Raw genomic sequence first — 23,954 nt, 5'->3', positions numbered from 1 at the left:
ACACGGGGACCCGGCAGGCGATCCTGAAGGGGTGGGGTCGCGTGAGGTCTTCGCAGTGGGTTCTTCAGTTCAGGGGGTCGTGGGGAATGGTGTCGATGATGTCCTCGGAGGACGTGCCGGCAAAGGATCGATTCGAGTGGTTTGCGGATGTCGTCGCCCATGCGTTGGCGCCCACGCAGATCAGCCACGAGGGGTCGGATGACTTCAGGGCGGAGGCCTCGGTCGTGGATCTGGGTTCCGTGAGGCTTTCGGAGTTCTCCTACGTTCCACTGCGGTCGCGCCGCACGCCGGCACTCATCAGGAAGGGCGACCCGGAGCAGTACAACCTGGCGTTCGTGACGGGAAGTCCCATGTGGATGTCACAGCGCCGGAACGAATCCGGACTGGTCACCGGTGACATGCTCCTCTGGGACACCTCCTTCCCCTACGAGTCCGGCGCCCGCGACGAAGGGCAGGCCGTCCGGGCCGCAATCCTGCAGTTTCCCAAGAGCGTCATGCCCATTCCGGTCGACAAGGTCGACCGGATACTCGCCCACCGCATCTCCGCCCGATCGGGAGTTGGGGCCGTCCTGGCGCAGATGATCGGGACCCTCGGGTCCCACGGGGCCGAATGCACGGAACAGGAGCGGGGCCGGCTCGGACGCGTGGCGCTCGACCTCGCCGGTGCCTGCATCGCCCGCCACCTGAACGCCGTCGACGACCTTCCACCCGAGTCACGGGCGACAGCCCTGAGGGCGGAGATCCATGCGTTCATCAACGACAACCTCGGCGACGGCGCACTGACGCCGTCCTCCATCGCGGACCGTCATCACATCTCGCTCCGCCGCCTGCACCTGCTGTTCCAGGGGCAGGCGGAGAGCGTCGCAGCCGTCATCCGGCGCCGCCGCCTCGAACAGTGCCGCATCGACCTGACCAGAGACGATCTGCTGCACCATCCCGTCCACGCCATCGCCGTCCGGTGGGGATTCACCAGCGCCTCGGTCTTCAACCGGGCGTTCCGCCAGGCCTACCGGACCACCCCGACCGAGCTGCGCCGCCAGGCGGGGCGGGCCGCGCGCATCGTCGAGGATCCTTGCGCGGACGGCCAACCCGTGAGGCGCGGCCGTCCCTAGGCTCGCTCGATGTACGACCGAGTCGGCGCGGGCTCCAGTTTCGACGCTGGGCAGTAGCGAAGCGATGTCCTGGGCCAGGGCGGTCAGGTGAGCGGCAGCGGCGGCGCCGTGAGGCCGGTTCGCGGACCTTCGGCATCAGCGCGCAGTCGGCGAGGTCGTTTCAGGGCCCGGGCACACCGCCCGGGCCCTGCGCTTCCGCCCTGGTGGTCGGGGGTGACCGGGAGTCGGGGCGGCCGTGGGTCAGGCCTGGTCCGGTACCGGGTCTGCGGGGAGCAGGGGGAGCAGGGGGAGCAGGGGGTGCAGGGCGCCGAGAGCGGCGCCGACGCAGATGTCGCGGAGTTCGGTGCGGGTGCAGGCGGGTTCGGTCAGCCAGTCGACGACGAGGACCTGGACGAAGACCAGCCAGCTCTTCAGTACGGCTGAGACGGTCCGGCGGGCGCTCTCGTCGGCGAGGGGCAGGACGGCGAGCAGGCGGGTGCGGAGGGCGTCCAGCTCGTTGTTCATGATCGTCTGGATGACCGGGTCGCCCGCGAGTACCCGGTTGGCGGCGAGGACGGCGTGGCGGTTGGCCACGAAGTAGTCGAGGTGGATGTCAAGGCCCTGGACGAGCTGTCCGACCAGGGTGTCGCCGGGGTCGATCCTGGTGTCGGCGAGCAGCCGGTCGGCGGCCTGCTGGTAGACGGCGGCGAAGAGTGCTTGCTTGCTGGGGAAGTGACGGTAGAGCAGGGCCCTTGAGACGCCCGCCTGCTGGGCGACGTCCTCCATCAGCACGTCCTCGTAGGCGTGGGCTGCGAACATCTGCGCGCCGACGGCGAGGAGCTGGTTTCGGCGGTCGGCGGGGCTGAGGCGTTGGCGGGGAGGCACGGGCCGAAGCTTACTTGACATGTGTCTACTAATCCGCGCACGCTGGTGTCGGGGTTAAGTAGACACGCGTCAACTACGGTGTCGGATGGGGACAGGTGGGAAGTCATGGCCAGGACTCTGCGCGTACTCGTCACTCTCATGGGATGGTCGTGCGTGGCGATCGGGTTGTTCCACGTGGCCCTCGGCAACGCCGCCATCCCGGGCGCGGGCTCTGCCGGGGCGACCGTAGACAGCTGGGGGCGGTTCATGGGGGCGAGCTTCGTCGGCTACGGACTGGCCTGGCTCTGGGCCGCCCGGCAGCGGCCCGTCCCGTCGACACCCGTACGGGTGCTGGCCGCCGTCTTCCTGCTCGGCGGGCTCGGCCGGCTGATCTCCCTGGCGGTCCACGGCCGGCCGCACTGGTTCCAGATCGTGCTTGCGGTGATCGAGCTCGGCCTGCCACCCGTCCTCCTCTGGCTCGCCCCGTCCGCGGAGCGCGCGGCGTTGCCAACAGTGCGATCCGGCGCACGAGCGAACCGCGTCCCGGCCCGGGGCCTGTGACGGGTCGTGGGCCCGGATCGCGGGCCCCGGCCAGGCTCACTGCGCCGCGCCGGGGCCTGCGGCGACCGGGCGGCTCGGGGCGGCGGCGCCATTCCGGGCCACGGCATCAGTGCACCCCGGTGGCAGGCCGACCTCCGGCGCGAGTCGACCGGCGGCGAGGCGGGCCGTTGGTTGTGGCCCGCGAGTGAACGCGGAGCGGGGTGGCAGCCGTTCTCGTTCACATGACGGTGATGACGGGGGTGGTGGTGATGTCGGTGATGACGGAGCGCGGTGCTGGCATCCTGGCGGACATGACGGAGACGGCGGGGGAGCAGGATATCCGGGCGTTGCTCGGATCGTGGTTGGCGGCGGAGGACGTCTCGGCCCCGGAGGCGGGGCGAGCGACGCACGGGGCAGCGGGAGGACCGGGAGGGACGACCGCGCGGGGCGAGGGCCCCGGCGGACCGCCGGTGCCGCCGGCGGGCGGCCGGGAGGTGGCGGAGGCGGCTCGCCGACTCGCCCTCCGCGGACTGGACGGGGCACCGTCGCCGGCGGTGGCGGACGGGCTGCGACTGGTGGCCGAGGCGCTGGTGGTGGACGAGCTCCCGTCCGCGTCCCGCTGGACGGCGCGGGAGCGGGCCGAGGCGGTGCGGTGGGTGGCGCTGCTGCTGGACCGGTTCGGCGAGGACGGCGTGCAGGAGCTTCTGGACGAGCTGGCGGGGTGACCGAGGCCGGGCGGACCTGTCCGGCGGCCGACGGCCTGCCCGTCTCCGGCCGGGAGGGACATCCCGGGCAGGTGCGGTCGGTGCGGTCGGGAGCTCGTCCACCACCGGCGAACCACCGGGACGCCGGCCTCGACTCCGAGCCCGTCCTCGGCCCGGCGGGCGCGCCCGCCGGGCACCAGGGCGAGTGCCCGGCGAGGCCGATCAGGGCACCGAGGTGGCAGGTCGGCGGCGGTTGGTCGGGGAGCAGGGACCGCCCCGGCCCGCCTGCGGACCGGGGTCGGGTGGCGGCGTCGTCGAGGGCGAACCAGACGTGCTCGGTGCGGCCGTTCGGGCCGTCCGGGGTGATCGCGTATGCCGCCCGCTCGGTGCGGCGGACGCCGCTCAGGGCGCTAGCCGTCGAGATCTTCGGCGCGGCCCCGGCGGCGCGGTCGCCGGTCAGCAGGACCTCCCTCAGGCCCGTTCGCAGGCCGGCCGGCCGGTCCGACCGGCGGCCCGCGGCACGGTGGAGGACGTCGGCCAGGTGGGCGAGCCGCCAGGCGCGCCGGTGGTCGCCGAGTTCGGCCGCCGAGGCGACCAGACCGCGGATGGTCGGCTCCTCGGAGCGGAACCAGTCCAGCGCGGAGCGGGCGTCGGGCAGTTGCAGCGCGCCCGCGGCGGCGGGCAGCGACGGCGCACCGGAGGGGTCGACGGCGGGTCGGAGCAGGGCGGCGCCGTGCGCGGCGGTCGACAGGAAGTGGTCGACCAGCGCGCGGGTGGCGGCCGAGCGGTCGGACGCGGGGCGCTCGGCGAGGAGTTCGGCGCCGTACAGCCGGACCAGGTCGGGCTGCCGGTAGCGGCCCGGGGAGTCCTCGGTGAGCAGGTGATGGGCGGCCAGTGAGCCGAGAGCCCGCCGGGCCCCGGCGGGCTCGGTCCGCAGTAGGGCCGCGGCGGCGTGCGCGTCGGTCTCCGGCCCGGGGTGGGCGGCGAGCAGTGCCAGCAGGTCCACCGCGTCGGCGGAGAGCCGGCGGACCGTCAGGCCCAGGGCGCCGCGCACGCTCATGGCGCCCTGGGTGTCCAGGGTCTGCAACCGGGTGCGCTCGTCGGCGAGTTCGGGGACGAGGTCGGCGATCGCCCAGCCGGGTTGCGCGGCCAGCCGGGCGGCGGCGATCCGCAGCGCCAGCGGCAGCCGGTCGCAGAGCGCGGCGACCCTGGCGGCGGCCTCGGGCTCGGCGCGCACCCGCGCCGGGGTCAGCAGGTGCTCCAGCAGGCCGAGCGCGTCGTCGGGGGGCAGCGCTCCTAGCCGCAGCAGAGCGGCCCCCTCGGTGACCACGACGTCCTCCAGCGAGCTGCGGCTGGTGATCACGGTGGCGCAGTGCGGCCCGGCCGGCAGCAGGTCGGCCACGTCCGCGGCGTCGCGCGCGTCGTCCAGCACCACCAGCAGCCGGCGCCCGTGACTGAGCGAGCGGTAGAGCGCGGCCCGGGCGAACCGGTCCGTCGGCAGTTCGTGCTGCGCGACTCCCAGCGCGCCGAGGAACCGGGCCAGCACGTCGGCCGGTTCGGTGCGGGGGCCGGGGCCGAACCCGTTCAGGTCGGCGAACAGCCGCCCGTCCGGGAAGGCGTCGGCCGCCGAGTGCGCCCACTGGACGACGGTGGCGGTCTTGCCGGCGCCCGCCGGTCCGACCACCACGGCCAGGGAGCCGGTGTCGCGCTGCCCGCCGCAGGTGGCCTCCAGCCAGCGCTGCTCGGCCGACCGACCGACCACACCCGCGGCCTGGCGCGGGAGTTGGTTGGCCGCGGGGCCGGGCGCGGACGTCCGGGGGCCGGCCGGCGCGGGTGGCCGGGCGGGCGCCGTGGCCGGATCGGCGGCGAGCACGTCGTCCACGGCCGACTGCAGGACGCGGCCCGGGGGTACGCCCAGCTCCTCGGCGAGCCGGTGACGGGTGCGGCGGTAGACGGTGAGCGCGTCGGCGAACCGTCCGGCCTGGTGCAGGCACCGGACCAGCAGGGCGGCGAGCGGTTCGTACAGCCCGTCGGCCGCGGCGGCGCGGTCGAGGTCGGGGATCGCGTCGGCGCCCCGGCCGAGCCGGAGCAGTCGCTCGGCCCAGCACTCCAGCGCGCGGGTGCGGTGCCGGTCGAGGCGGTCGGCGACGGCGTGCCGCAGGTCGGTCTCGGGCAGGTTGGCGAGGGCGCAGGCGCCGTGCCAGAGGTCCAGGGCCTCGCGCAGGAGCTCGGCGGCGGGTTCGTCGCCGCCGGGCGCGCACTCCTCGGCGGCGCGGGTGGTGAGCCGTTCGAAGCGCAGCGCGTCGACGAGTTCGGCCGGGCCGTCGAGACGGTAGCCGGGTGCGCGGGTCAGCAGCGTGAAGGCGGAGCCGGCGATCTGCTTGCGCAGTGCGGCGATGTGCCCCTGGAGCGCGGCGCGGGCCTGGGCGGGCGGGGTCTCGCCCCAGAGCAGCTCGAAGAGCCGCTCCACCGGGACGACACGGCCGAGTTCGAGTGCGAGCAGGGCCAGGACGGCGCAGCGCTTGGCGCCGGCCGGCTCGACGGCGTGGCCGTCCGCGGTCCTCAGCTCGACCGGCCCCAGCAGTCGAATGAACACGGATCCCCCCAGGTAGAAGCGGATCGTCTCGGCTTTCCGTCCACATCTCGGCGGCAGTCTGCCACGCGCTGTCGGCGTCTCCGATCCGCCGGCGGACGGCTGTGCACCGCCGAACGGTCGGTGCTCCGTACCCCGGCGGCGGCCCGATCCGTGCCTCGCCGCCCGGCGTACGGGTGCCGTTCGGTCGGAGTTTACTGACGTGAAGTCAGGGGTTTGGCGGCACTACGTGGGCCGCGTGGTGCCCGAGGGGCCGCGGATCCGTGCGGTCACTGGGAGAGCCGGGCCCGGGGGCGGCCCGGTGGCCTGGGCATCGCCCGGTTGCGGGGGTGGACCGACCGTTTCGTGGGTCGCGGGCGGAGCACTCCGGGGCGGGCGTCTATGGACATGCCAAGCCTGCGCATCGGGTCATGGGGATGTGCCCGAAAGGGCGGCCCCTTCGGGCAGGTTTTCCGCCGGGCTCCCGGCAGGCCGCCTGCCCGGCGGCCGGCGGAGGGCGGGTCAGGCAGGGGCCGGCAGGAGGTCGGGCATGAGGTCAGGAGGCTGCTCAGGAGGGTGCTCGGGCGGGTGCTCAGGGAGGTGCTCAGGCCGTCAAACGGTTAAAACGGCCGTCGCCGATCAGCGCCGCCGGCTCGCGGGCCGCCCGGCGCGTGCGGTGACCGCGCCGGCCCGGCTCGAACGCGGCCCTTGCGGCGAGGTGGTCGTCGAACGGCGGTTCCACCACAGCCCGGCAGCAGGCGCCGAAGGAGGCCGGTGGTCATGGCGGTCGCTCCCTCGGTCGCGGGCTGCGGCGCAGCGTCCACCCCGCTCTACGGCCCGCCGCCGCGGCACAGTTCAGCACCGTGCTCGGCCGCCGGGAGCTGAACCGGACGGCGCCGCACCGCCGTAGAGGAGGTGCGGGGCCCGCGGCCGCCGGCGGCGACCCGTCCCGCGGGACCTGGAGGAGATGAGTGATGAAGCACGTTCGAGCGGCCCTGGTCACAGGTGGCGCCGTCACGGCGCTCGCCGTGGCGGGCTCCGGGACGGCACTGGCCTGGAACCCGTCCGACGCCTCCCTGAGCGTCGGCTGCCGCACCGAGGCGGGGCGGGTGGACCTCGTCCTGGGCAACAACTACCGTGCGGCCGGCGAGTACACGCTGACCCGGGTCGGCAGCGAGGAGAAGTACCACGGGACGGTGGAGGCCCACGGTTCGGTGAAGGTGACGGTCGGCTACTCGGGCAAGGGGGACACCTGGCGCTACCGGTTGGCCGACACCCAGGTGGAGAAGCGCGTCGCGGACGTGCCGCTCTGCACCACCCCGACGCCCACGTCCACGGTCACCCCCACCCGCACGCCGTCGGCCACGCCGTCGAGCCCGGCGCCCACCACGGTGTCGCCGAGCGCGACGGTCACCCCGAGCCGGACGGCGTCCGCGTCGGCGACTCCCAGCGGGACCCCGAGCCGGACGGCGACGTCCTCGGCGAGCGCCCGGCCGACGTCCACGCCGTCCGGGTCGTCCTCGCCCTCCGCCACCCGGAGCCCCTCGGCCCCGACGTCGGCGACGGCGGTCCCCGTGGCGGCGGACCTCGCGCACACCGGTGGTGGCGGCGGTGCCGCGCTGCTCGCGTGCTTCGGCGGCGGAGCCCTGCTGCTCGGCGGCAGCGTGCTGGCCGCCGCCCGGAACCAGCGCAGGCGCCGGACCTCCTGAGTTCTGCCGGAGGTGCGGTGGAGCCCGTCCCGCCGCCGTGCGGGCCAGACGGCCGGTGAGGCGCCCCGGTCGGGCCCGCTCGGGCCTGCGGCCGGCCGGTGAACCCGCGGTGTCCGGTGGGCCGTCGAGCAGGGTGCGGGGCCGACCGGTCCCGCACCCACCGACCTGGGGAGGGCTCCCGTGCTGCGGATGAGCGGAGCATGGCGGATCACCGTGATCGGCAAGGACGCCGACTTCGACCAGCGGGCGGTGGTGCGGACCCCGTACGGCACGTGGGTGCTGCCCGGCCGGGTCGGGGCCCACCTGGACGTACCGGCGCAGGAGTGGGAGCTGACGCTGGAGCACCGGGCCCCCGGTCGCGGCTGGCAGCCCAACGTCCGGGTGCTCCCGGGCCCGTTGCAGGATTCCGGCGGCCACCGGAGCCGGATCGTCCGCAGCAAGGACGTCGACTGGGCCGGGGGTGATCCGGCCGAGCGCAACTTCACCCTGCAGCTGGCCTGCCTGGACGCCCGGGCACCGCGTGAGGTGTCCGCCCCGGCGCCGATTCCGGCGGCCACCCCGGTGGCGCGTACGTCCTCCGATCCGCACCTCGGGGTCGGCGGGGTGGGTGGTGCCGTCGGCGCCGTCCGGTCTACCGGCGGCTCTGAGCAGAGGCACGGGCAGGGGTACGGGCAGGGGTACGAGCAGGGACGGCGGACGCGCGGTGCGGCCGAGCACGCGGGCGGCCGCCCGGCGCCGGGCGGCCGGGGTGCCGCGGAGGCGTGGGCCGGCCTGGATACGGCGGGGGAGACGTCCGCCGGGTGGCGGAACGCCCCGCCGGTGCCGGAGGGGTGGGAGTACGTCCCGGTGCCGGACTCCCGGTTGGGGCCGGGGGAGACACGGGCGATCCGCCCGAAGACGCGGGAGCTGCCGGTGGGTCAGCAGGCCCTGCACGGGCTGCTCGCCGGGCAGGAGGCGACCCGTGCCGTGCCCGCACGCCGGCGGGCGGATTCGGACACGCCGGTGGAGCAGGACACCGTGCTGGAGGTGCTCGCGGGGCGGGAGACGGTCCGCGGCGTACCTGCCGGGCGGGAGGGGAACGCCGAGCGGACGAGTACACGGGAGCCGTCGGCCGAACGGGTGGTGCCCGCGGTGTGGAACACCGGGGAGGACCTGCCGGCCGGGCCGGAGGACTCCCGGGATGCGGCCGGCGGGTGGCCCGACTGGGAGCCGTCCGGCGCTCGAAGGACGGTTCAGGGCGGCCCGACCGGGGCCGAGACGACCGGGAGCCGGTCGGTCGAGGCCGTTCGCGGCGTTCCGGTGTCCGCGCCGACGGCCGCGCGGGCGGTCCCCGCGGCAGAGGTCGGGCCCGGGGTGGCTGCGGTCGAGCAGGGCACCTCGGCCCGGCAACGGTGAGGCCCGGCCGCCGGTGGTGAAGCCCTGTTGGTTGTCGGCCTTACTCAGGATCGGGTTCGGGTTCGGGTTCGGACCCGGGGCCGGGTTCGGGAGCGGGGACCGGTAGCAGTTCGACGCCCGGGGTGAGGTGGAAGCGCTCGGGGTTCTCGACCCGCCGGCGGTCGCCCGGGGCCAGCCGGTCCCTTCGGTCCAACCACGCCTGAAGGCGGATCAGGGCGCTGCGGTCGCGTTCGGCCGGATCGGCGCCCGCCACGCCGCCGGATTCGCGCATCAGCACCCGGGTGGGGCCGTCCGAGGGGTCGGCGGGGACGACGGCGAGCACGGTGAAGACCGTGCCCGGGGTGAAGGTCACCCGCAGCTCGTCCACGCCGGTGGCGAAGGCGGAGGTGCGCCGGCCGGTGGCCGACCAGATCACGAACTCGACCGATGCGCCCGGCAGTTCGGCGGCGGTGGCGGTCAGGCCGGTGACCGGGGCGGGCTCGGTCAGCTGCCGCCCGACCGGGTAGTGGGCGACCAGTGCCGCCGGGTCGGGGCCGGGCGGGGCGCAGAGCAGGACCGCGCCGTGGTGGCTGGGGAGCCGGCGCAGGCCCGAGCCCAGGCAGCGCAGGAAGGGCGCGAGCTCCGGATCGTTCGAGCGCGCGGCCGCCACCAGGGTGGCACGGTCGACCGGGATCCCTGTGTCGCCCTGGTACAGCAGGACGGCGGCGAGGTCGGGCTTGATGTCGTCCCTGGAGGTCGAACGCAGCCCCGGAAGCCGGGTGGAGACCTGGTCGACCCGGCCGGAGCACCGGTGGTAGTGCTCGCCGAGCAGTGTCCGGACGGCGTCGCGGTCGTCGGCGCCGCTCACGGCGACGGGAGCGGGGAAGTCCTCCGGACGGAGGTGTCGGACGAGGGGCGGAGCGGGCGCCGGGACGCCGCCGGGGCCCTCGGCGGGCTCCGCCGGTGGATCCTCGGTCGTCGGCGGGCCCGGCGACGGATCCGGTGCCGTACACGGTGCACCGTCAGGTGCCGTGCGCGCTGCACCGTCAGGTGATGGGTCCGGTCCCGTGCCCGGTGCCTCGTCCGGATCGGACGCGGTTGCGGCAGGGCGCTCGGGCCAGGGCTCCCCGAGAGGCTCGGCGGCCGGCCCGATCCGGGGGTTGCCCTCCGTCGCGGCCGGCGGGGAGGCCGGTGCGGCCGGGTCCACTGCGTACGCGGAGGCAGCAGCGGAGTGGACCGGTGCGGAGGCCGAAGTCGCGGGGAGCCCCGGGCCCCCGGTGGTCGCGGTCCTGGTGGGCGGTCCGACCGGCCCGGGCAGCGGGTCGGCGGAGGTGGTCACCGCGGCGGGTGCGGGAGCGGGTCCAGCAGCGGATGCGGCGGTGAGCGGTCCGGCCTGTGAGCCGGCCTGTGATTCGGCCTGCGGTCCGACGAGCGGCCCGGCCTGCGGTCCGACGAGCGGTCCGGCCTGCGGTCCGACGAGGGGCCCTGCGAGGGGTCCGGCGAACGGCGCGGCCGGCGTCCCGGACAGCGCCGCCACCGGGGCCGGCGGCGCGGCGGCGGCCGGTGCGTGCTGCGCCGCCGGCCGGCCGGCCGTCCCGAACCGCGGCCGCGCCGCCGGGTGCCCCGTCCCGTAGGTGACCGCTGCCACGTCGGGTGGGGCCCCGGCGGGCTGCTCGGGGCCGAGCCAGTCCAGGTCGTGCATGCGGGCGACGAAGCGGGCGATCCGCTCGGTGGACGGCTCCAGCAGCCCGTGGACGAGCAGCCCGAACCCCTCGGTGCCCGCCGCCGGCAGGCGGTCGAGCAGGCCGCCCAACTCCTCGAAGACGTCGGGTGACACCGGGCGGTCGCGCTCGCCGACGATCAGCAGCGGGCGGGCCGGTTCGGGCCGGCGGAAGCGCGGGGTGAGCACGTGCGGCGGCTCGGGGCGCAGCCAGAGTCCGGCCGGTACGGCCTCCAGCGCCCAGTACGGGAAGGCCTCGAAGACGGCCGGACCGTCGGTACGCCAGCTCGCACCGCCGTTGCGCCAGCTCACGGGCGCGGTGCCGTCGCCCGGCGCCGCGGCGAGGCGCAGCAGGTACGGCTCCCAGCGGGCGTGGCCGTGGGCGTCGAGGATGCGGGAGGTGGGGCCGCCCGGCCCGAGGACGGGCAGGCCGATCGCGGCGTGCACGGGTCGGGCCAGTCGGGCGCAGAGGGCGCCGGTGAGGGCGGCCAGCTCGTCGGGGGCGGCCCAGGGGGCGCTGACCAGCAGTCGGGCGGTGTCGACGGGCAGGTCGGCCACGGTCTCCGCGAAGTCCTCGGGCAGCAGGACGGGCCGGGCCGGTGTGCCGACGACGAGGACGGTGGTGCCGGGCGGCGCGCCGGTCAGCGCGAGGCCGGGGAGCGGGCCGGCGGGCGGGGCGGTGGGGTGGGTGAGCCAGTAGCCGGCCGGCAGTCGCAGCACCTGGACGGCCGGTGGGCGGCGGGGCGGGGCGGCGGGGCCGTCGGCCGCGAGGTGGCCGGGCCACTGGGCGACGGCGGCCGGCACGGCGGTGGGGAGGGGTTCGACCGGGGCGGTGGCGCCGATCGTCTCGCGGGCCCGGCGCGGCGCGGTCCCGGGGGCGCAGTGCCACCAGGAGGCACCGGCGAAGGCGCCGTCCGGGGCGGTGACCTTGAGGTTTCCGTCCGGGGTGATCTCCACCAGGCCGTCCGGTGCGATCACCGGCAGGCCGGCCCGGTCGGCGACGACCTCGGCCGGGCGGCGGCCGTTGGGGGCGAGCGCGGCGAGGCCGGAGGCGGCGAGTACCAGGGTGGCGGCGCCGCGGGAGCGGGCGATCACCCCGAGGTCGGCCATTCGGTCGCGCAGCACGGGGGCGGAGTCGGGTGCGGCGGCGACCACGATGATGCTGCCCGGCACCGGGCGCAGGGCGCCGACGGCCGCGGACAGTTCGTCGTCCCCGGCGGTCAGCGGGGCGATGACGAAGTGCGGGCCGACCGGGCGCAGTTCGGACCTGGGTACGTCCGTGGCGGACCCCGGTACGGCAGGCGGGTGGGTGGCCGGGGGGTGGGTGGCAGGCGGGTGCGCGCCGGGGTGCGGGGTGCCCGACCCGGCGGGCAGTGCGGCGGCCGCGCCCCGCCGGCGGGCGAACCGGCTGCGGGGTGCGGCGGTCGGCGCGGGGTCGCCGGTGGGCGGGCCGAGGCGGGAGAGGCTCATCGTGGGGGTATACGGGCGTCGGCCGGTCGCGGGTTCACCGGCCGTCCCCGCGACCGGGACCGGTGGCGGTCGGGGCGCCCTGCCGGCCGCGTCGTGCCGGCCCTCCCCGCGGCCCGCCGGACGAGGTCATCCGGTCCCCCCGCCGGTCCCGCCGGCCGCACCGGCGCCGACCTCGCCGACCACGTCGTCCGCGCCGTCCGGGTCCGGCATCAGGCCGGTCTGCACCTGGACGGTCCGTCGCCGGGTGATGTGCAGGGCGCGCCCGGGCGGCAGCTGGCGCGGCTTGACGTTGCCGAACAGGGTGCCCTCGCTCGGCGGGCAGGAGAGCAGCGCCACCGGGGTGTTGACGTCCTGGAGCCGGCGCAGCAGCTGGTCGGAGTAGGCCCGCCCGATGCCGTTGGCGGAGCGGGCGACGATCAGGTGGAGGCCGAGCTCGGCGCCCTGCGCGAGGTGGTCGAGCACCGGGCCGAACGGGTTGCCGCCGATCTGGCTCGGGATGAGGTCGTAGTCGTCGACGATGACGAAGAGTTCCGGGCCCGTCCACCAGTCGCGCAGCCGCAGCCGGGCGGGGGTGATCTCCTCGCCGGGCAGCCGGGCCTCCATGGCGCGGGCGGCGCCGGTGACGACCTGCTTGAGGACGTCCACCGCCACGGCGTAGCCCAGCCGGTACTCCTCGGGGACGCTCTCGTAGAGCCCGCGCCGGAAGTCGACGAGCATGATCCTGGCTTCGGCCGGGGTGTAGGCGGTGGTGATGGCGGAGACCATCAGGCGCAGCAGGTTGGTCTTGCCGCTCTCGCTGTCGCCGACCACCAGCAGGTGGGGCGACTCCTCGAAGTCGTGCCAGAGCGGGGAGATCGCGGTGTCCTCCAGGCCGATGGCCACCCGCAGCCGGCCCTCGGGCGCGGGCAGTGCGGCGGCGTCGAGCTGGAGCGGCAGCATCCGCACCTGGGGGGCGCGCGGGCCGGTCCAGTGCTCGTTGACGGCGTCCACCAGGTCCGCCACGCCGTCGGTGAGGTCCTCACTGTCGCCGACCCCGTCGATCCGGGGGAGGGCGGTGAGGAAGTGCAGCCGGTCCTGGGTGAGGCCGCGGCCGGCGGTGCGGGGGACGGTGTCGGCCGCCCTCATGTTGATCATGGAGTCGATGGGGTCGCCGAGCCGCAGTTCGAAGCGGGTGCCGAGCTGGTCGCGCAGCCCGCTGGAGATGTCGCCCCAGCGGGCGGCGGCGACGACCAGGTGCACGCCGTAGTTGAGACCGCGTCCGGCGATCAGGGTGAGGGCGGGCAGGTAGTCCGTGAACTCCTGGCGCAGGGTGTTCCAGCCGTCGATCACCAGGAACACGTCGCCGTGACGGTCGTCGGCGAGCGCCGGGTCCCCGGCGGCCCGGCGGCGCCGGAAGGCGGCGGCCGAGTCGATGCCCAGCTGGGCGAAGCTCAGTTCGCGGCGGGCGATCACGGCGTTGACCTCGGCGAGGGTGCGTCCGACCCGCTCGGGTTCGTGCCGCCCGGTGACGCCGCCGACGTGCGGCAGCCCGCGCAGCCCGGAGAGCGTGCCGCCGCCGAAGTCCAGGCAGTAGAACTGGACCTCCTGCGGCGTGTGGGTGAGCGCCAGGCCGGTGACCAGGGTCCGCAGCATCGTGCTCTTGCCGCTCTGCGGGCCGCCCGCGATCCCGACGTGGCCGCCGGCCCCCGAGAGGTCGGCGGTGAGCAGCTCGCGCATCTGCTGGAACGGGCGGTCGACCACGCCGACCGGGACGCTCAGGGTGCCGACCGCCGCGCGGCCGTCGGGGGCCAGACCGTGGTGCGGGGTGGGGGCGAGCGGGGGCAGCAGCTCGTCCAGGGTGGGCGGGGTCTCCAGCGGCGGGAGCCAGACCCGGTGGGCCGGCGGGCCGGCGTCGAGCATCCGCTCCGCCGCCAGCTCCAGCAGGGTGACGGTGTTCTCCTCCTCCTCGGCCCGGCGCGCCTGCGCCGCCGCCGCCAGCGTCTCCGGGTCGGGACGGCGAGGCGCGGTGTACTCGGTGCCGTACGGGACGATCTGGCCGGCCGCCGCGGCCTGCTGGGCCGCCCCGCGCCGGCGGCGGTACGGCCCTGAGACGTAGGCCGCCTTGAACCGGGTGAGGGTGGCGGTGTCGCTGCGCAGGATGCCGTTGCCGGGCTGGGAGGGCAGCTGGTAGGCGTCGGGCACGCCGAGCACGCCGCGGCTCTCCATCGCGGAGAAGGTGCGCAGGCCGATCCGGTACGACAGGTGGGACTCCAGGGCGTGCATCCGGCCCTCGTCGAGGCGCTGCGAGGCGAGCAGCAGGTGCACGCCGAGCGAGCGGCCGAGCCGGCCGATCATGATGAACAGGTCCATGAAGTCGCGGTGGGCGGAGAGCAGTTCGCTGAACTCGTCGACCACGATGAAGAGCGTCGGCAGCGGGTCGAGCTGGGCGCCGCCGGCCCGGGCGCTCTCGTAGTCCAGCAGCGAGCTGTAGTTGCCGGCCGAGCGGAGCAGCTCCTGGCGGCGGTTCAGCTCGCCGTGCAGGGCGTCGCGCATCCGGTCGACCAGGGCGGCCTCGTCGGCCAGGTTGGTGATCACCGCGGAGGTGTGCGGGAGTTCGTCCAGTCCGAGGAAGGTGGCGCCGCCCTTGAAGTCCACCAGGACGAAGTTCAGCGTCTCGGAGGAGTGGGTGAGCGCGAGCGCCAGCACCAGGGTGCGCAGCAGCTCGGACTTGCCGGAGCCGGTGGCGCCGATCAGCATGCCGTGCGGGCCCATGCCGCCCTGCGCGGACTCCTTGAGGTCCAGTTCCACCGGGTTGCCGTCCGCCCCGACGCCGATCGGCACCCGCAGCCGCTGACTGCGCGGCCGGGCCGCCCAGCTCGCCGCGACGTCGTGCTGGTGCAGGTCGTTGACGCTCAGCAGCGCGGTCAGGTCGAAGTCGGTGCTGAGCGGCTCGGAGGCGTCCAGCGAGTCGCCCAGCCGGTGCGGTGCCAGCACGGTCGCGAAGCGGGTCACGGCCGGGAGGGGCAGGGCGTCCGGGCGGCCGAGCGGGGTGAGCTCGTCGTGCCGGTTGCGGTCGGCGGTGACCAGGTCCAGCCGGCCTCCGGTGATCCGCAGCCGCAGCCGGAAGGGCGCGTGCTGCCAGTCCACCGCCCCGGCCAGGTCCAGCAGGACGGCGTTGCGGTAGCCGGCCAGCAGCGCCCGGCTGCCGCCGGGCAGTCTGACCCCGTCCAGGACGATCACCGTGAACGGCTCGTCCCGGCCCGGCTGCGCGTCCGGCTCGTACGGGGGGCGGTCGGTGAACTCCGGGCCGAGGAGCTGCTCCAGCTCCAGCAGGGAGTCGGCGACCAGCCGCACCGGGCCCGCGCCGTCCGTCTCGGTGGGGTGCAGGGCGTGCGGGAGCCACTTCAGCCAGGCCCACTCGGCGCGCAGCTCGGGGGCGACGGCGGCGGCGATCCGCAGCTCGTCCGGGGCGTGGAAGAACGCGAGTTGGGCGAGCATCGCGCGGGCGAGCGCGCGGGCCGGGCCGGGGTCGGCCGCCGGGCCCGGGGCCTGGGCGGAGGCCGGCGCGGAGCCCGGCGCACCCTCACCACCCGCGGCGCCGATCAGGCCCGCGGGCGCCGGATCGCCGGCCGGGTGCGCACCGCCGCCGTCGGCGTCGTCGCCGGGCTCCTCGCAGCGGATCAGCAGATGGGCGTAGCCGCGCACGTGGACGGCGATCGGCTGGTCGGCGATCGAGCCGTACGCGTGGATGAACCGGCGCAGCGCGTGCGCGCACAGCGGCTCCAGGTCCTCCACCGGCTGGGTGGCCAGGGGCGCCAGCCGCACCGCCAGGCGCTGGGAGCCGGTGGCGATCCGCACGTCGCCGAAGTCCGGGTGAGCCGCGCGGCGCTCCCACAGGCGGGAGGTGCGCACCAGCGAGCCGAGCGCGCCCGGCTCGGGGTGGCGCCAGGCCAGCGCCAGCCGCTGGTTCACGATGTGACGGCGTACCTGGCGGCGCATCTGGGAGAGGTAGCGCAGGTAGTCCCGGCGCTCGGCGCGCAGTTGGCGCTTGCGGTCGCTGGCGCCGCGGATCAGCTGGGTGACGAGCATGCCGACGGCGGACAGGCCCATCATGCCCATCGCCACGTACGTCAGCGGGCCGCCGCCGGACTGCGGGTTGAGGAAGATCATGACCATCGAGAGCGAGCTCAGCGCCATCGGCGCCATCGCGATCATGTTGGACATGCCGCTCTGCTGCTCGGGCAGGACCGGCGGCTCCTGGAGCTGGAGCTCGCCGTCCGGCATCGCCGGTCCGGGACGCCGGGGCGGACGGTCGACCAGGACCACGCTCAACGGGGGTTCTCCTCTCGCGGCGCCGGTGACGCCGCCGGTGGCGGTGGGCCCGGCGGCTCGGGCCGCGCCGCACTCAGGCGTACGGCCCGCGGGGCCCCGGCGGTTCACCGGACACCGGACGCGGCGGCGCCCGGTCGACCGCCGACCGGCCCGGTGAACCGCCGGCCGGGTGCCGCCCGTACCTCTGTGACGGGACACCGGGCAGGCCGGCACCCCAGGAGGGCGCGACAGGTGAGCGGTACCACGGTGGCGGCAGGACTGGTCCGGCTGAGGTTTCGCGCGCCCGAGGCCGCGTTCGAACTCGCCCTCCCCGGTGACGTCGTCCTCGCCGACCTGCTGCCCGCCGTCCTCGGCTACGCCGGCCCCGGCGTCGAGGAGAGCGGCAGCGAACACTCCGGCTGGGTGCTCCAGCGCCCCGGCGGCCCGCCGCTGGACGAGGAGCGCACCCTGGAGGGGCTCGGGCTCCACGACGGGGAGGAGCTCTTCCTGCGCCCGGGCCTGGAGGCGCTGCCCGAGGTGCACTTCGACGACCTGGTGGACGGCGTCCGCGCCGGCACCACCGCCCGCGGCGACTCCTGGCGGCCCGCCGCGACCCACCACCTCGCCCTGGCCCTCGCCCTGACCGTGCTCGCCTGCGGCCTGCTGCTGCTCGCCCTGCCCGGCCCGGCCGGCCCCCGCTGCGCCGCCGCCGCCGTCACCGCCGTCCTGTTGCTCGGCGGCGGCGCCGCGGCCACCAGGCTCGTCGGCGACCCGCCGGCCGGTGTCGCGCTCGGCGTCGCCGGCGTTGGCTACGCGGCGGCCGCCGCCGCCCTGCTGCCCGGCGTCACCGGCCCGGCCCGGCTGCTGGCGGGCGGGTCTGCGGCCGTCGGCGCCACCGTGCTGGCGCTGGCCGTTGTCGGCGCCGGCCCGTTCTTCGTCGGGCTCCTGGTGGCCGCCGTCCTGGCGCTCGGCGCGGGCGGCCTCGCCGCGTACGGGGTCCCCGCGACGCACTCCGCGGCCGTGACCGCCGCCGCCGCCGTGCTGTTCGGCGCGTTCGTACCCGGGCTGGCCTTCAAGCTGGCCGGGCTGAGGCTGCCCGCGCTGCCCCGCAACGCCGACGAGCTCCAGGAGGAGATCGAGCCGTTCCCGGCCGAGGACGTGCTCGCCCGCAGCCTCGTCGCCGACGGGTACCTGGCCGGCTGCTTCATCGCCGTGGGGGCGGTGTGCGCGACCGCCCTCGCGCTGCTCGGCACCGCCCGGGGCGGCGGCTGGGGCGTGACCGTGCTGTCCGCCGACCTGTCGGCGCTGCTGCTCCTGCACGCGCGGGACATCGGCGGCGTCCGCCAGCGGCTCGCCCTGTTGCTGCCGGGGGCGCTGGGCTTCGCCCTGCTGGCGGTGCGCTCCGGGCAGGACGCGGACCAGGGCGGCCGGCTCGTCCTGTTCACCGTCCTGCTCGCGGTCGCGGCCGGACTCGCGGTCACCGCCTGGACGGTGCCGGGCCGCCGGCTGCTGCCCTACTGGGGCCGGGCCGGTGACCTGCTGCACTCGCTGGCCGCGCTCGCCCTGCTGCCGCTCGCGCTCCAGGTGCTCGGCTTCTACCAGGCGATGCGCGGCCTGGCGGGCTGAGCCGGCGCGCCCGGCGGACCCCGCCCGCCGTCCCGCTGCCCTCGGACCCCGCCCGCCGCAGCCCGCCCGCCGAACCCCCCGCCCGCCGAACCCCCCGCCCGCCGAACCCCCGCCGCACCCCGTACTCAGGAGGACGACCGCATGCAGTCCCGACGCGACCAGGTGCAGGCCCACCTGTTCGTGATGAGCCGGGTCGCCGCCGGCGTGCTCCGCGCCGAACCCGACGCCCCCGACACCCCCGTCGGCCGCACCAACAGGGGCGCCGCGCTCGGTCTCGCCGTCGCGCTGCTGATCGGCGTCGGCGCCGGCGTCTACGGTCTGGTCAAACCCGGCGGCGCGAGCGGCTGGAAGAAGCCCGGCACCCTGGTGGTGGTCAAGGAGACCGGCGCCAGCTACCTGTTCGCCGACGGCCTGCTCCACCCCGTGCTCAACGAGGCCAGTGCCAGGCTGCTCGCCGGCGACCAGCTGACGGTCGCCCAGGTCTCCGCCCGCTCGCTGGCGGGCGCCGAGCGCGGCGTTCCGATCGGCATCGTCGGCGCCCCCGACGGGCTGCCCGGCGCGGCCACGGTCGCCGGCGCCGACTGGCTGGTCTGCAGCGTCCAGACCGCGGGTTCCGGCGCGGTCAAGTCCGTTCCGCAGCTCACGGTCGGCGTCGGCACCCGCCAGCCCGGCCGGGACGCCGGTGAGCAGGCCGTCCTCGTCGGCGCGCCCGACGGCACCGTCCATCTCCTGTGGCACGGCAGCCGGTTCGCCCTCGACGCCGCCGGCGGGGCCGTCCGCGCCCTGGGCTACGCCGCGGCCGTCCCCGTGCCGGTCACCGCCTCGTTCCTCGCGGCCTTCCCCGTCGGGCCGGACCTGCGCGCCCCCGAGCTGCCGGGCCGGGGGAACGCCGGCCCCGCTCTGTCCGGCCACGCCACCCGGATCGGCCAGCTGTTCACCGGCACCGGCACCGGCGACGAGCGCTACCTGCTCACCGAAGCCGGCCTGGTGCCCGTCACCGCCACCCAACTCGCCCTGCTCCAGGGCGATCTGCGGACCCAGCGGGACGCCTACGGCGGCGGCCAGGTCACCCCCGCCCCGGTCGGCGCGGCCGATCTCGCCGCCCACTCCGCGCCGGCCGCCGCCACCGCCGCCCTCAACCCGGCCGGCCTGCCCGGCCGTCCGCCGGCGCTGCTGCTGCCCGGCGCGGAGCGCGCCGTCTGCGCGGCCCTGCACCCCACGGCGGACGGCGGCGACCTCGAACTCGCCGTCCCCGACGCCGTCACCGTGCTCGGCCTGCCGCCGGCCCTGCAACCCGGCGTCATCCCGAGTTGCACGCCCGCCGACCGGATCGCGGTGCGCCCCGGCGGCGGCGCGCTGGTGCGGGCCCTCTCCGGCGGGGGTTTCGGCAGCACGCTCTACCTCGTCACCGACACGGGCGTGAAGTACCCGCTGGCCTCCGCGGCGGTGGCCGAGCGCCTCGGCTACGCCAAGGCCGCTCCCGCCGCCGTGCCCGGCCGCCTGCTCTCCCTCCTGCCCACCGGACCCAGCCTCGACCCGGCACCGCTCGCCGCCGGCGTCGTCCAGCCCCCGGCCGCCGCCGAGGGCCGCTGCGCGCGGTGAACCGCCGGGGCCGGGACGGTCGGTGAACCGCCGGACGCCGCCGCGCCGTTCACCCTGGCGGGCCGAGTTCGCCGGCTCCGCGACACGCCTCGCCGACCGTTCCGGGCCGGCGCCATGCGAGGAGGGACTCCCGTGAGCACGCCGACGTTCAAGAACACAGATGCGGCCATCGACCAGGTGATCGCCTGGGTCCAGAGCCAGTACGACGCCATGGAGAAGACCAGGCAGCACATCGACGGCATCACCGACGCCGTGCGGGAGAGCTTCAAGGGAGCGGCCAGCTCCGCCTACCAGGGCAAGATGGCCGAGTGGGCGGTGGAGTACGCCAAGGTGACCCGGGCCTACCAGGACTTCGAGGCCAAGTTGGCAGCGGGCAAGGGCCAGTTGAGCGAGGCGGGCACCCACAACCTCAGCGTGGTCAACCGGATGGGCGGCGGCGTCGACATCCCCGGCGGCATCGAGGCCGTGCTGAACCCCTAGACGAACCCGGCGGGCCGGCCGCCCGGACGGGCACGTGCAGGGCCCGGACAACCGGTTGCCCGACGGGCACGCGATCCACTGTCGGACCGGTCGCCGCAACGGGCGGTGGCCGAGCACATCCAGCGAAAGGGCCGAACCATGAGCGGCGACATGGAGCTCCACTACGCCAACCTCGAAGTGGCGATCGAGGACCTGGGCACCAGCTTCCAGCAGATGGTCCACCAGAACGAGGAGACCATGGGCAAGCTGAAGCAGCACCTGGGCACCGACCTGATCGGTCAGTTCTCCGGTGCGGCCGACGCCTTCTCGCTCCAGCTGAGCGACGCCGACTCGACGATGTCGACGAAGATCGGGGAGGCGAAGTCCGTCCTCGGCCAGATGCGCGACACCATCCGGGACGCGGACATGCTGGCCAGCACCCACTTCGACCACACCAGGGGCTGAGCCCGGTGGGGAAGCCGACGGACGACCCGGACGACGGCGGCAGCGGTGGCGGCGTCAAGATCACCGAGAACTACCTCGCGGAGTTCGCCGACCAGAAGCTCAAGGGCCTGATCGACGACCTCGACACGTCCGAGGCACTCGCCAGGATCATGCTGTACTCGGCCGGCGGGGACGGGAAGAGCGCCAAGAGCCGGCTGCTCGCCGGCACGTCCGTGGACGGCTATCCGTCCCCCACCTCCCTCGTCGCGGGCCTGGGGACGTACACCGGGGGCCTCCAGACGTACATCAAGGGGCTCTCCTCGCAGGTCTCGCTGATGCGCGAGGACCTCAAGCACGCGGACTGGGTGCAGACGGAAGGCAACGACAACGCGCTCACGGCGGCCCAGCTGATGTGGCTCATCGACGACGTCCTCAAGGGCGGCGGGAGCGCCCCCGGCGGAGCCTGAGTCCGACGTCGTACGGGGACCGGCCTTCGGCGCGGGGTCGGTCCACCACGTCCGGTAGCCGCGCCCAGCCAGGAAGGGACTTGCCGTGGACCAGTGGGAAGACGTGCTCAGCATGCTCGCGCCGTCGAACCTGACCGCCCGTGACGGCCGTACGGGCCTCACCGACCCGAAGGTCGAGTGGATCGGCGGGCACAACGTGGAGATCACCAACGGCATCAAGGGGGCCGATCTCGGCGGGCAGGCGTTCGACTCCTGGTACTCCTGGAACTTCTCGTTCACCTCCGGCGGTACGTCACACACCGGAAGCGTCGCGGTCGGCCTCACCCTCAAGTGGGAGGACTTCCTGGCCGAGACGACCCCGTGGGGCAAGTTCCTCCGGGACGGGCCCAGGGTGCTCTACCCGCTGTGGGCCGCGAAGGCGAACGACCGGGTCAGCGTCGCCAGTTTCGAGGACGCGGCCACCATGCTGGAGCAGGTCACCCACTTCCTCGACGGCTGGATCCCCGTCACCAGGAAGTGGGCGACCGACGTCGACGCCCCGGACGGTGACTGGCAGGGCAGCGCGGCGGGTTCGTTCCGGGCCGTGCTGACGGCCTACAGCCGTGAGCTGGAGACCCTGCGCGGCAGGCTGGCCGACGCGGGCGTGGCGGCCTCCCTGCGGGAGAACGGCAAGGTCGTGCGGGACGCGCTCGGACCGCTGGTCACGGCCTGGGAGAGCTGGCGCGGCAGCAAGGTGTCCAGCCCGCTGAACGCGCTGGCGAACGCGCTCTACGAGGGCCTGGTGGGCGCCAAGGTGCAGCTCAAGTACTCGTCCTCCACGAACGACCCGATGGACTTCTGGGGCAAGTCGGGGGAGGGGCTCAAGGGGGGCCCCAGCAAGGCGTCCGGCTTCAGCGTCACCTTCAGCGGCGCCAAGTTCGGCGACCCCTACAAGGACGAGTTCTGGGTCGCGGTCAAGGAGCGGGCGAAGGCGATCTGGGAGGGCAACCTCGCACCGCTCGACGCCGCCGCGAAGAAGGCGATGCAGGACCTGGAGACCAGCTTCAACAAGACCCGCACCCTGATGGAGCGCCACCCCGTCGGCAACCCCACCCTGCGGATGCCGATGGCCACGCCGCCGAAGACGGACGTCGGCGACCCGGACAAGGACCCGACCAAGGACATCACGGACAAGATCGACAAGGATCTGACCGGAGGCGGCGGGCCCGAGACCAAGGACCTCGGCGGTGGCGGTGGCGGTCCCGAGATCAAGAACCTCGGGGCGGGCGGCGGCGGCAGCGGCGACGGTCTGACCCTGGGTGGCGGCACCGGCTCGGGAGGCGCCGGAGGCACGGGCGGCGGCACCGGGGGGCTCGACCTGATCGGTGGCGGCCTGAACGGCGGCGGATCCCTCGGCGACGGGTCGTTGCCGGGCGGCGGCAGCGGGTCGAACAAGCCCGTCACGGTGCCGACCGGCTCGCGGATCACCGAGGACGGGCGGGTCGTCGACGCGAACGGCAAGCCCGTCCTGGACGCCAACGGCAACCCGATGGTGGTGGGCAAGGACTACACCATCGGCCCGGACGGCACCCTGCGGGACGGCCAGGGCTCCCCCGTCCCCCAGTACCGGCAGCTCCTCGCGGACAGTTACGCGGGCGGCGGTGGCGGCGACGACCTGCTGACCCCGAGCAACTTCGGCTCCGGCGGCTTCGCGTACGGCACGAGCGGGCTCGGCGCGGGGCTGTCCGGCTCCGGCGCGGGAGGGCTGATCGGCACCGGCGGCCTGCCGGGCATCACCGGCATGGGCGGCGGCCTGAGCTCCCGCAGCCTGGCGAACGGCGGCGACCCGGTGGCGGTGAAGGCCGCGGTGGAGCAGGCCAACGCCGAGCGGCTGGCCGCCGAGAAGGCCGCCCGGGCCGCCGCCCAGGAGCAGTCCCTGCTGACCGGCCGGCAGACCACCACCAGCTCCGGCGGGATGCCGCCGATGATGCCGCCCGGCGGTGGCATGGGCGCCCCGGGCGGCCAGGGCGAGAAGGACCGCCGGCGCACCACCTGGTTGGCGGAGGACGAGGAGGTCTGGGGCACCGAGACCGGAGCCGTGCACGGCGTCATCGGACGCTGAGGGCGCCGTACCCGCCGTACCGCCCGCCCGTACCGCCGTACCGCCCGCCCGCCCGTACCGCCGCGCCGCCGGCCCGTCCCGGCGGCGCGGCGCCCCGACCCGACCGGGCGCGGCACCCGCGCCCCGACACCGAGGAGAAGGAAGCACATGAGCAACCCGTTCGCCGAACAGATCGCGTTGGCGATGGACGAGATGCGGACCGAGCTGGCCAAGGCCGAGGCCGTCCAGAAGGAGATGAACGAGCTCACCGCCTCGGCCACCTCCAAGGACCGGACGGTCACCGCGAAGGTCGGCGCGCAGGGCCAGGTGGTCTCGCTGACCTTCCACACCGACGGCTACCGCGAGATGGCTCCCGCGGAGCTCGCCAAACTGCTCACCGACGTGCTGAACGAGGCCCGCGCGAGCGTGGGCGAGCAGGTCGCCGAGCGCATCGGCCGGTTCGAGGACCTGGGCGAGACGCTGCGGATGTCGATGACCGGCGGCACCGAGCTGGACGAGATCCTCGCCCCGCTCTACGCGATGCGTCCGGGCCACGAGCCGGCGGACCAGCAGAAGAAGACCGCCCGTCAGGAGGAGTTCCATGGCTGAGGTCACCTCCAAGACGTCGGGGCTCAAGAAGACCTTCACCGAGTTCTACGAGCTCCAGGACCTCGTGGCGCAGGTCAAGGCCGACGTGGACATCGTCAACGGCATCAACCTGAAGGTCGGCGGCAAGGACGAGATCGGCAAGCAGTACCACGCGCAGGTGGACGAGGGGACCACGATCCTCACCGAGCTGATCGTGAAGATCCACACCACCGTGGGCGAGGCCGGGGTGAACGGCGAGGCGCTGGCCACCACCCTCGACAACGCGGACGACCACACCACCACCATCATCGGCCGGCTCTGACGCGCCGACGGCGCGCAGGGCACCCCGGAGAA

General features: G+C 75.4%; 16 protein-coding genes. 12 read left to right on the top strand and 4 right to left on the bottom strand.

The features are described from left to right. Positions 1–86 precede the first annotated feature (86 nt). Positions 87–1,112 carry a helix-turn-helix domain-containing protein gene (locus ACFTWP_RS22920; RefSeq protein WP_380266523.1) on the top strand — a complete coding sequence of 342 codons (1,026 nt, stop codon included), beginning with the start codon at positions 87–89 and terminating at the stop codon, positions 1,110–1,112. A gap of 240 nt (positions 1,113–1,352) precedes the next feature. Here the strand turns inward: ACFTWP_RS22920 and ACFTWP_RS22915 are convergent, their stop codons facing one another. Beyond that, a complete protein-coding gene (locus ACFTWP_RS22915) occupies positions 1,353–1,976 on the bottom strand; it encodes a TetR/AcrR family transcriptional regulator (protein WP_380266522.1) in 624 nt (207 codons plus the stop codon). Between the two features lie 105 nt (positions 1,977–2,081). Here ACFTWP_RS22915 and ACFTWP_RS22910 point away from each other — a divergent pair, with 105 nt between their 5' ends. Continuing rightward, complete coding sequence (locus ACFTWP_RS22910) at positions 2,082–2,516, top strand: DUF4345 domain-containing protein (RefSeq protein ID WP_380266521.1); 435 nt, start codon at positions 2,082–2,084, stop codon at positions 2,514–2,516. A 36-nt stretch (positions 2,517–2,552) separates the two neighbouring features. Here the strand turns inward: ACFTWP_RS22910 and ACFTWP_RS22905 are convergent, their stop codons facing one another. After that, positions 2,553–5,795, bottom strand: coding sequence for a BTAD domain-containing putative transcriptional regulator (locus ACFTWP_RS22905; RefSeq protein ID WP_380266520.1), 3,243 nt, complete (start codon positions 5,793–5,795; stop codon positions 2,553–2,555). Between the two features lie 950 nt (positions 5,796–6,745). Between ACFTWP_RS22905 and ACFTWP_RS22900 the strand changes: the two genes are divergently transcribed. Further along, positions 6,746–7,480 (top strand): hypothetical protein, encoded by a 735-nt coding sequence (locus ACFTWP_RS22900; protein WP_380266519.1) that lies wholly within the window; start codon positions 6,746–6,748, stop codon positions 7,478–7,480. 189 nt (positions 7,481–7,669) lie between these two features. Then, entirely contained in the window at positions 7,670–8,875 is a 1,206-nt protein-coding gene (locus ACFTWP_RS22895) for a hypothetical protein (protein ID WP_380266518.1), read from the top strand. Between the two features lie 40 nt (positions 8,876–8,915). Here the strand turns inward: ACFTWP_RS22895 and ACFTWP_RS22890 are convergent, their stop codons facing one another. Both ACFTWP_RS22890 and eccCa read right to left on the bottom strand, forming a co-directional pair. Continuing rightward, positions 8,916–12,044, bottom strand: coding sequence for a hypothetical protein (locus ACFTWP_RS22890; RefSeq protein WP_380266516.1), 3,129 nt, complete (start codon positions 12,042–12,044; stop codon positions 8,916–8,918). Between the two features lie 126 nt (positions 12,045–12,170). Beyond that, positions 12,171–16,307, bottom strand: coding sequence for a type VII secretion protein EccCa (gene eccCa / locus ACFTWP_RS22885; RefSeq protein WP_380266575.1), 4,137 nt, complete (start codon positions 16,305–16,307; stop codon positions 12,171–12,173). Between the two features lie 279 nt (positions 16,308–16,586). On the opposite strand from eccCa, the gene eccD reads away from it, so the two are divergent. The 8 genes from eccD to ACFTWP_RS22845 all read left to right on the top strand — a co-directional run bounded on the left by eccD (position 16,587) and on the right by ACFTWP_RS22845 (position 23,922). Beyond that, positions 16,587–17,960, top strand: coding sequence for a type VII secretion integral membrane protein EccD (gene eccD, locus ACFTWP_RS22880; protein ID WP_380266515.1), 1,374 nt, complete (start codon positions 16,587–16,589; stop codon positions 17,958–17,960). A 141-nt stretch (positions 17,961–18,101) separates the two neighbouring features. Beyond that, the gene (gene eccB / locus ACFTWP_RS22875) at positions 18,102–19,562 is read left to right on the top strand and encodes a type VII secretion protein EccB (protein ID WP_380266514.1); all 1,461 of its coding nucleotides are present in this window, start codon (positions 18,102–18,104) and stop codon (positions 19,560–19,562) included. Positions 19,563–19,694: 132 nt separating this feature from the next. After that, the gene (locus ACFTWP_RS22870; protein WP_380266513.1) at positions 19,695–20,042 is read left to right on the top strand and encodes a WXG100 family type VII secretion target; all 348 of its coding nucleotides are present in this window, start codon (positions 19,695–19,697) and stop codon (positions 20,040–20,042) included. 138 nt (positions 20,043–20,180) lie between these two features. Continuing rightward, a complete protein-coding gene (locus tag ACFTWP_RS22865) occupies positions 20,181–20,486 on the top strand; it encodes a hypothetical protein (protein WP_380266512.1) in 306 nt (101 codons plus the stop codon). A 5-nt stretch (positions 20,487–20,491) separates the two neighbouring features. Next, entirely contained in the window at positions 20,492–20,932 is a 441-nt protein-coding gene (locus ACFTWP_RS22860) for a hypothetical protein (protein WP_380266511.1), read from the top strand. 85 nt (positions 20,933–21,017) lie between these two features. Continuing rightward, complete coding sequence (locus ACFTWP_RS22855; protein WP_380266510.1) at positions 21,018–23,033, top strand: hypothetical protein; 2,016 nt, start codon at positions 21,018–21,020, stop codon at positions 23,031–23,033. A 147-nt stretch (positions 23,034–23,180) separates the two neighbouring features. Continuing rightward, positions 23,181–23,621, top strand: coding sequence for a YbaB/EbfC family nucleoid-associated protein (locus ACFTWP_RS22850; RefSeq protein WP_380266509.1), 441 nt, complete (start codon positions 23,181–23,183; stop codon positions 23,619–23,621). Next, entirely contained in the window at positions 23,614–23,922 is a 309-nt protein-coding gene (locus ACFTWP_RS22845; RefSeq protein WP_380266508.1) for a hypothetical protein, read from the top strand. The genes ACFTWP_RS22850 and ACFTWP_RS22845 overlap by 8 nt, the downstream gene beginning before the upstream one ends. Positions 23,923–23,954 lie beyond the last annotated feature (32 nt).

Origin of the sequence: Kitasatospora sp. NPDC057015 (assembly GCF_042673745.1) — a bacterium.
Classification (GTDB): domain Bacteria; phylum Actinomycetota; class Actinomycetes; order Streptomycetales; family Streptomycetaceae; genus Kitasatospora.
Note: the sequence above shows the minus strand (reverse complement) of the source record. Positions and strands in the feature narration are given on the sequence as shown.

Bases quoted from the DNA above. Each gene is read 5' to 3' on its own strand.
- ACFTWP_RS22920 (WP_380266523.1), top strand. From the start codon at position 87: ATGGTGTCGATGATGTCCTCGGAGGACGTGCCGGCAAAGGATCGATTC.
- ACFTWP_RS22910 (WP_380266521.1), top strand. From the start codon at position 2,082: ATGGCCAGGACTCTGCGCGTACTCGTCACTCTCATGGGATGGTCGTGC.
- ACFTWP_RS22900 (WP_380266519.1), top strand. From the start codon at position 6,746: ATGAAGCACGTTCGAGCGGCCCTGGTCACAGGTGGCGCCGTCACGGCG.
- ACFTWP_RS22895 (WP_380266518.1), top strand. From the start codon at position 7,670: ATGAGCGGAGCATGGCGGATCACCGTGATCGGCAAGGACGCCGACTTC.
- ACFTWP_RS22890 (WP_380266516.1), bottom strand. From the start codon at position 12,044: ATGAGCCTCTCCCGCCTCGGCCCGCCCACCGGCGACCCCGCGCCGACC.
- eccCa (WP_380266575.1), bottom strand. From the start codon at position 16,307: ATGCCGGACGGCGAGCTCCAGCTCCAGGAGCCGCCGGTCCTGCCCGAG.
- eccB (WP_380266514.1), top strand. From the start codon at position 18,102: ATGCAGTCCCGACGCGACCAGGTGCAGGCCCACCTGTTCGTGATGAGC.
- ACFTWP_RS22865 (WP_380266512.1), top strand. From the start codon at position 20,181: ATGAGCGGCGACATGGAGCTCCACTACGCCAACCTCGAAGTGGCGATC.
- ACFTWP_RS22850 (WP_380266509.1), top strand. From the start codon at position 23,181: ATGAGCAACCCGTTCGCCGAACAGATCGCGTTGGCGATGGACGAGATG.
- ACFTWP_RS22845 (WP_380266508.1), top strand. From the start codon at position 23,614: ATGGCTGAGGTCACCTCCAAGACGTCGGGGCTCAAGAAGACCTTCACC.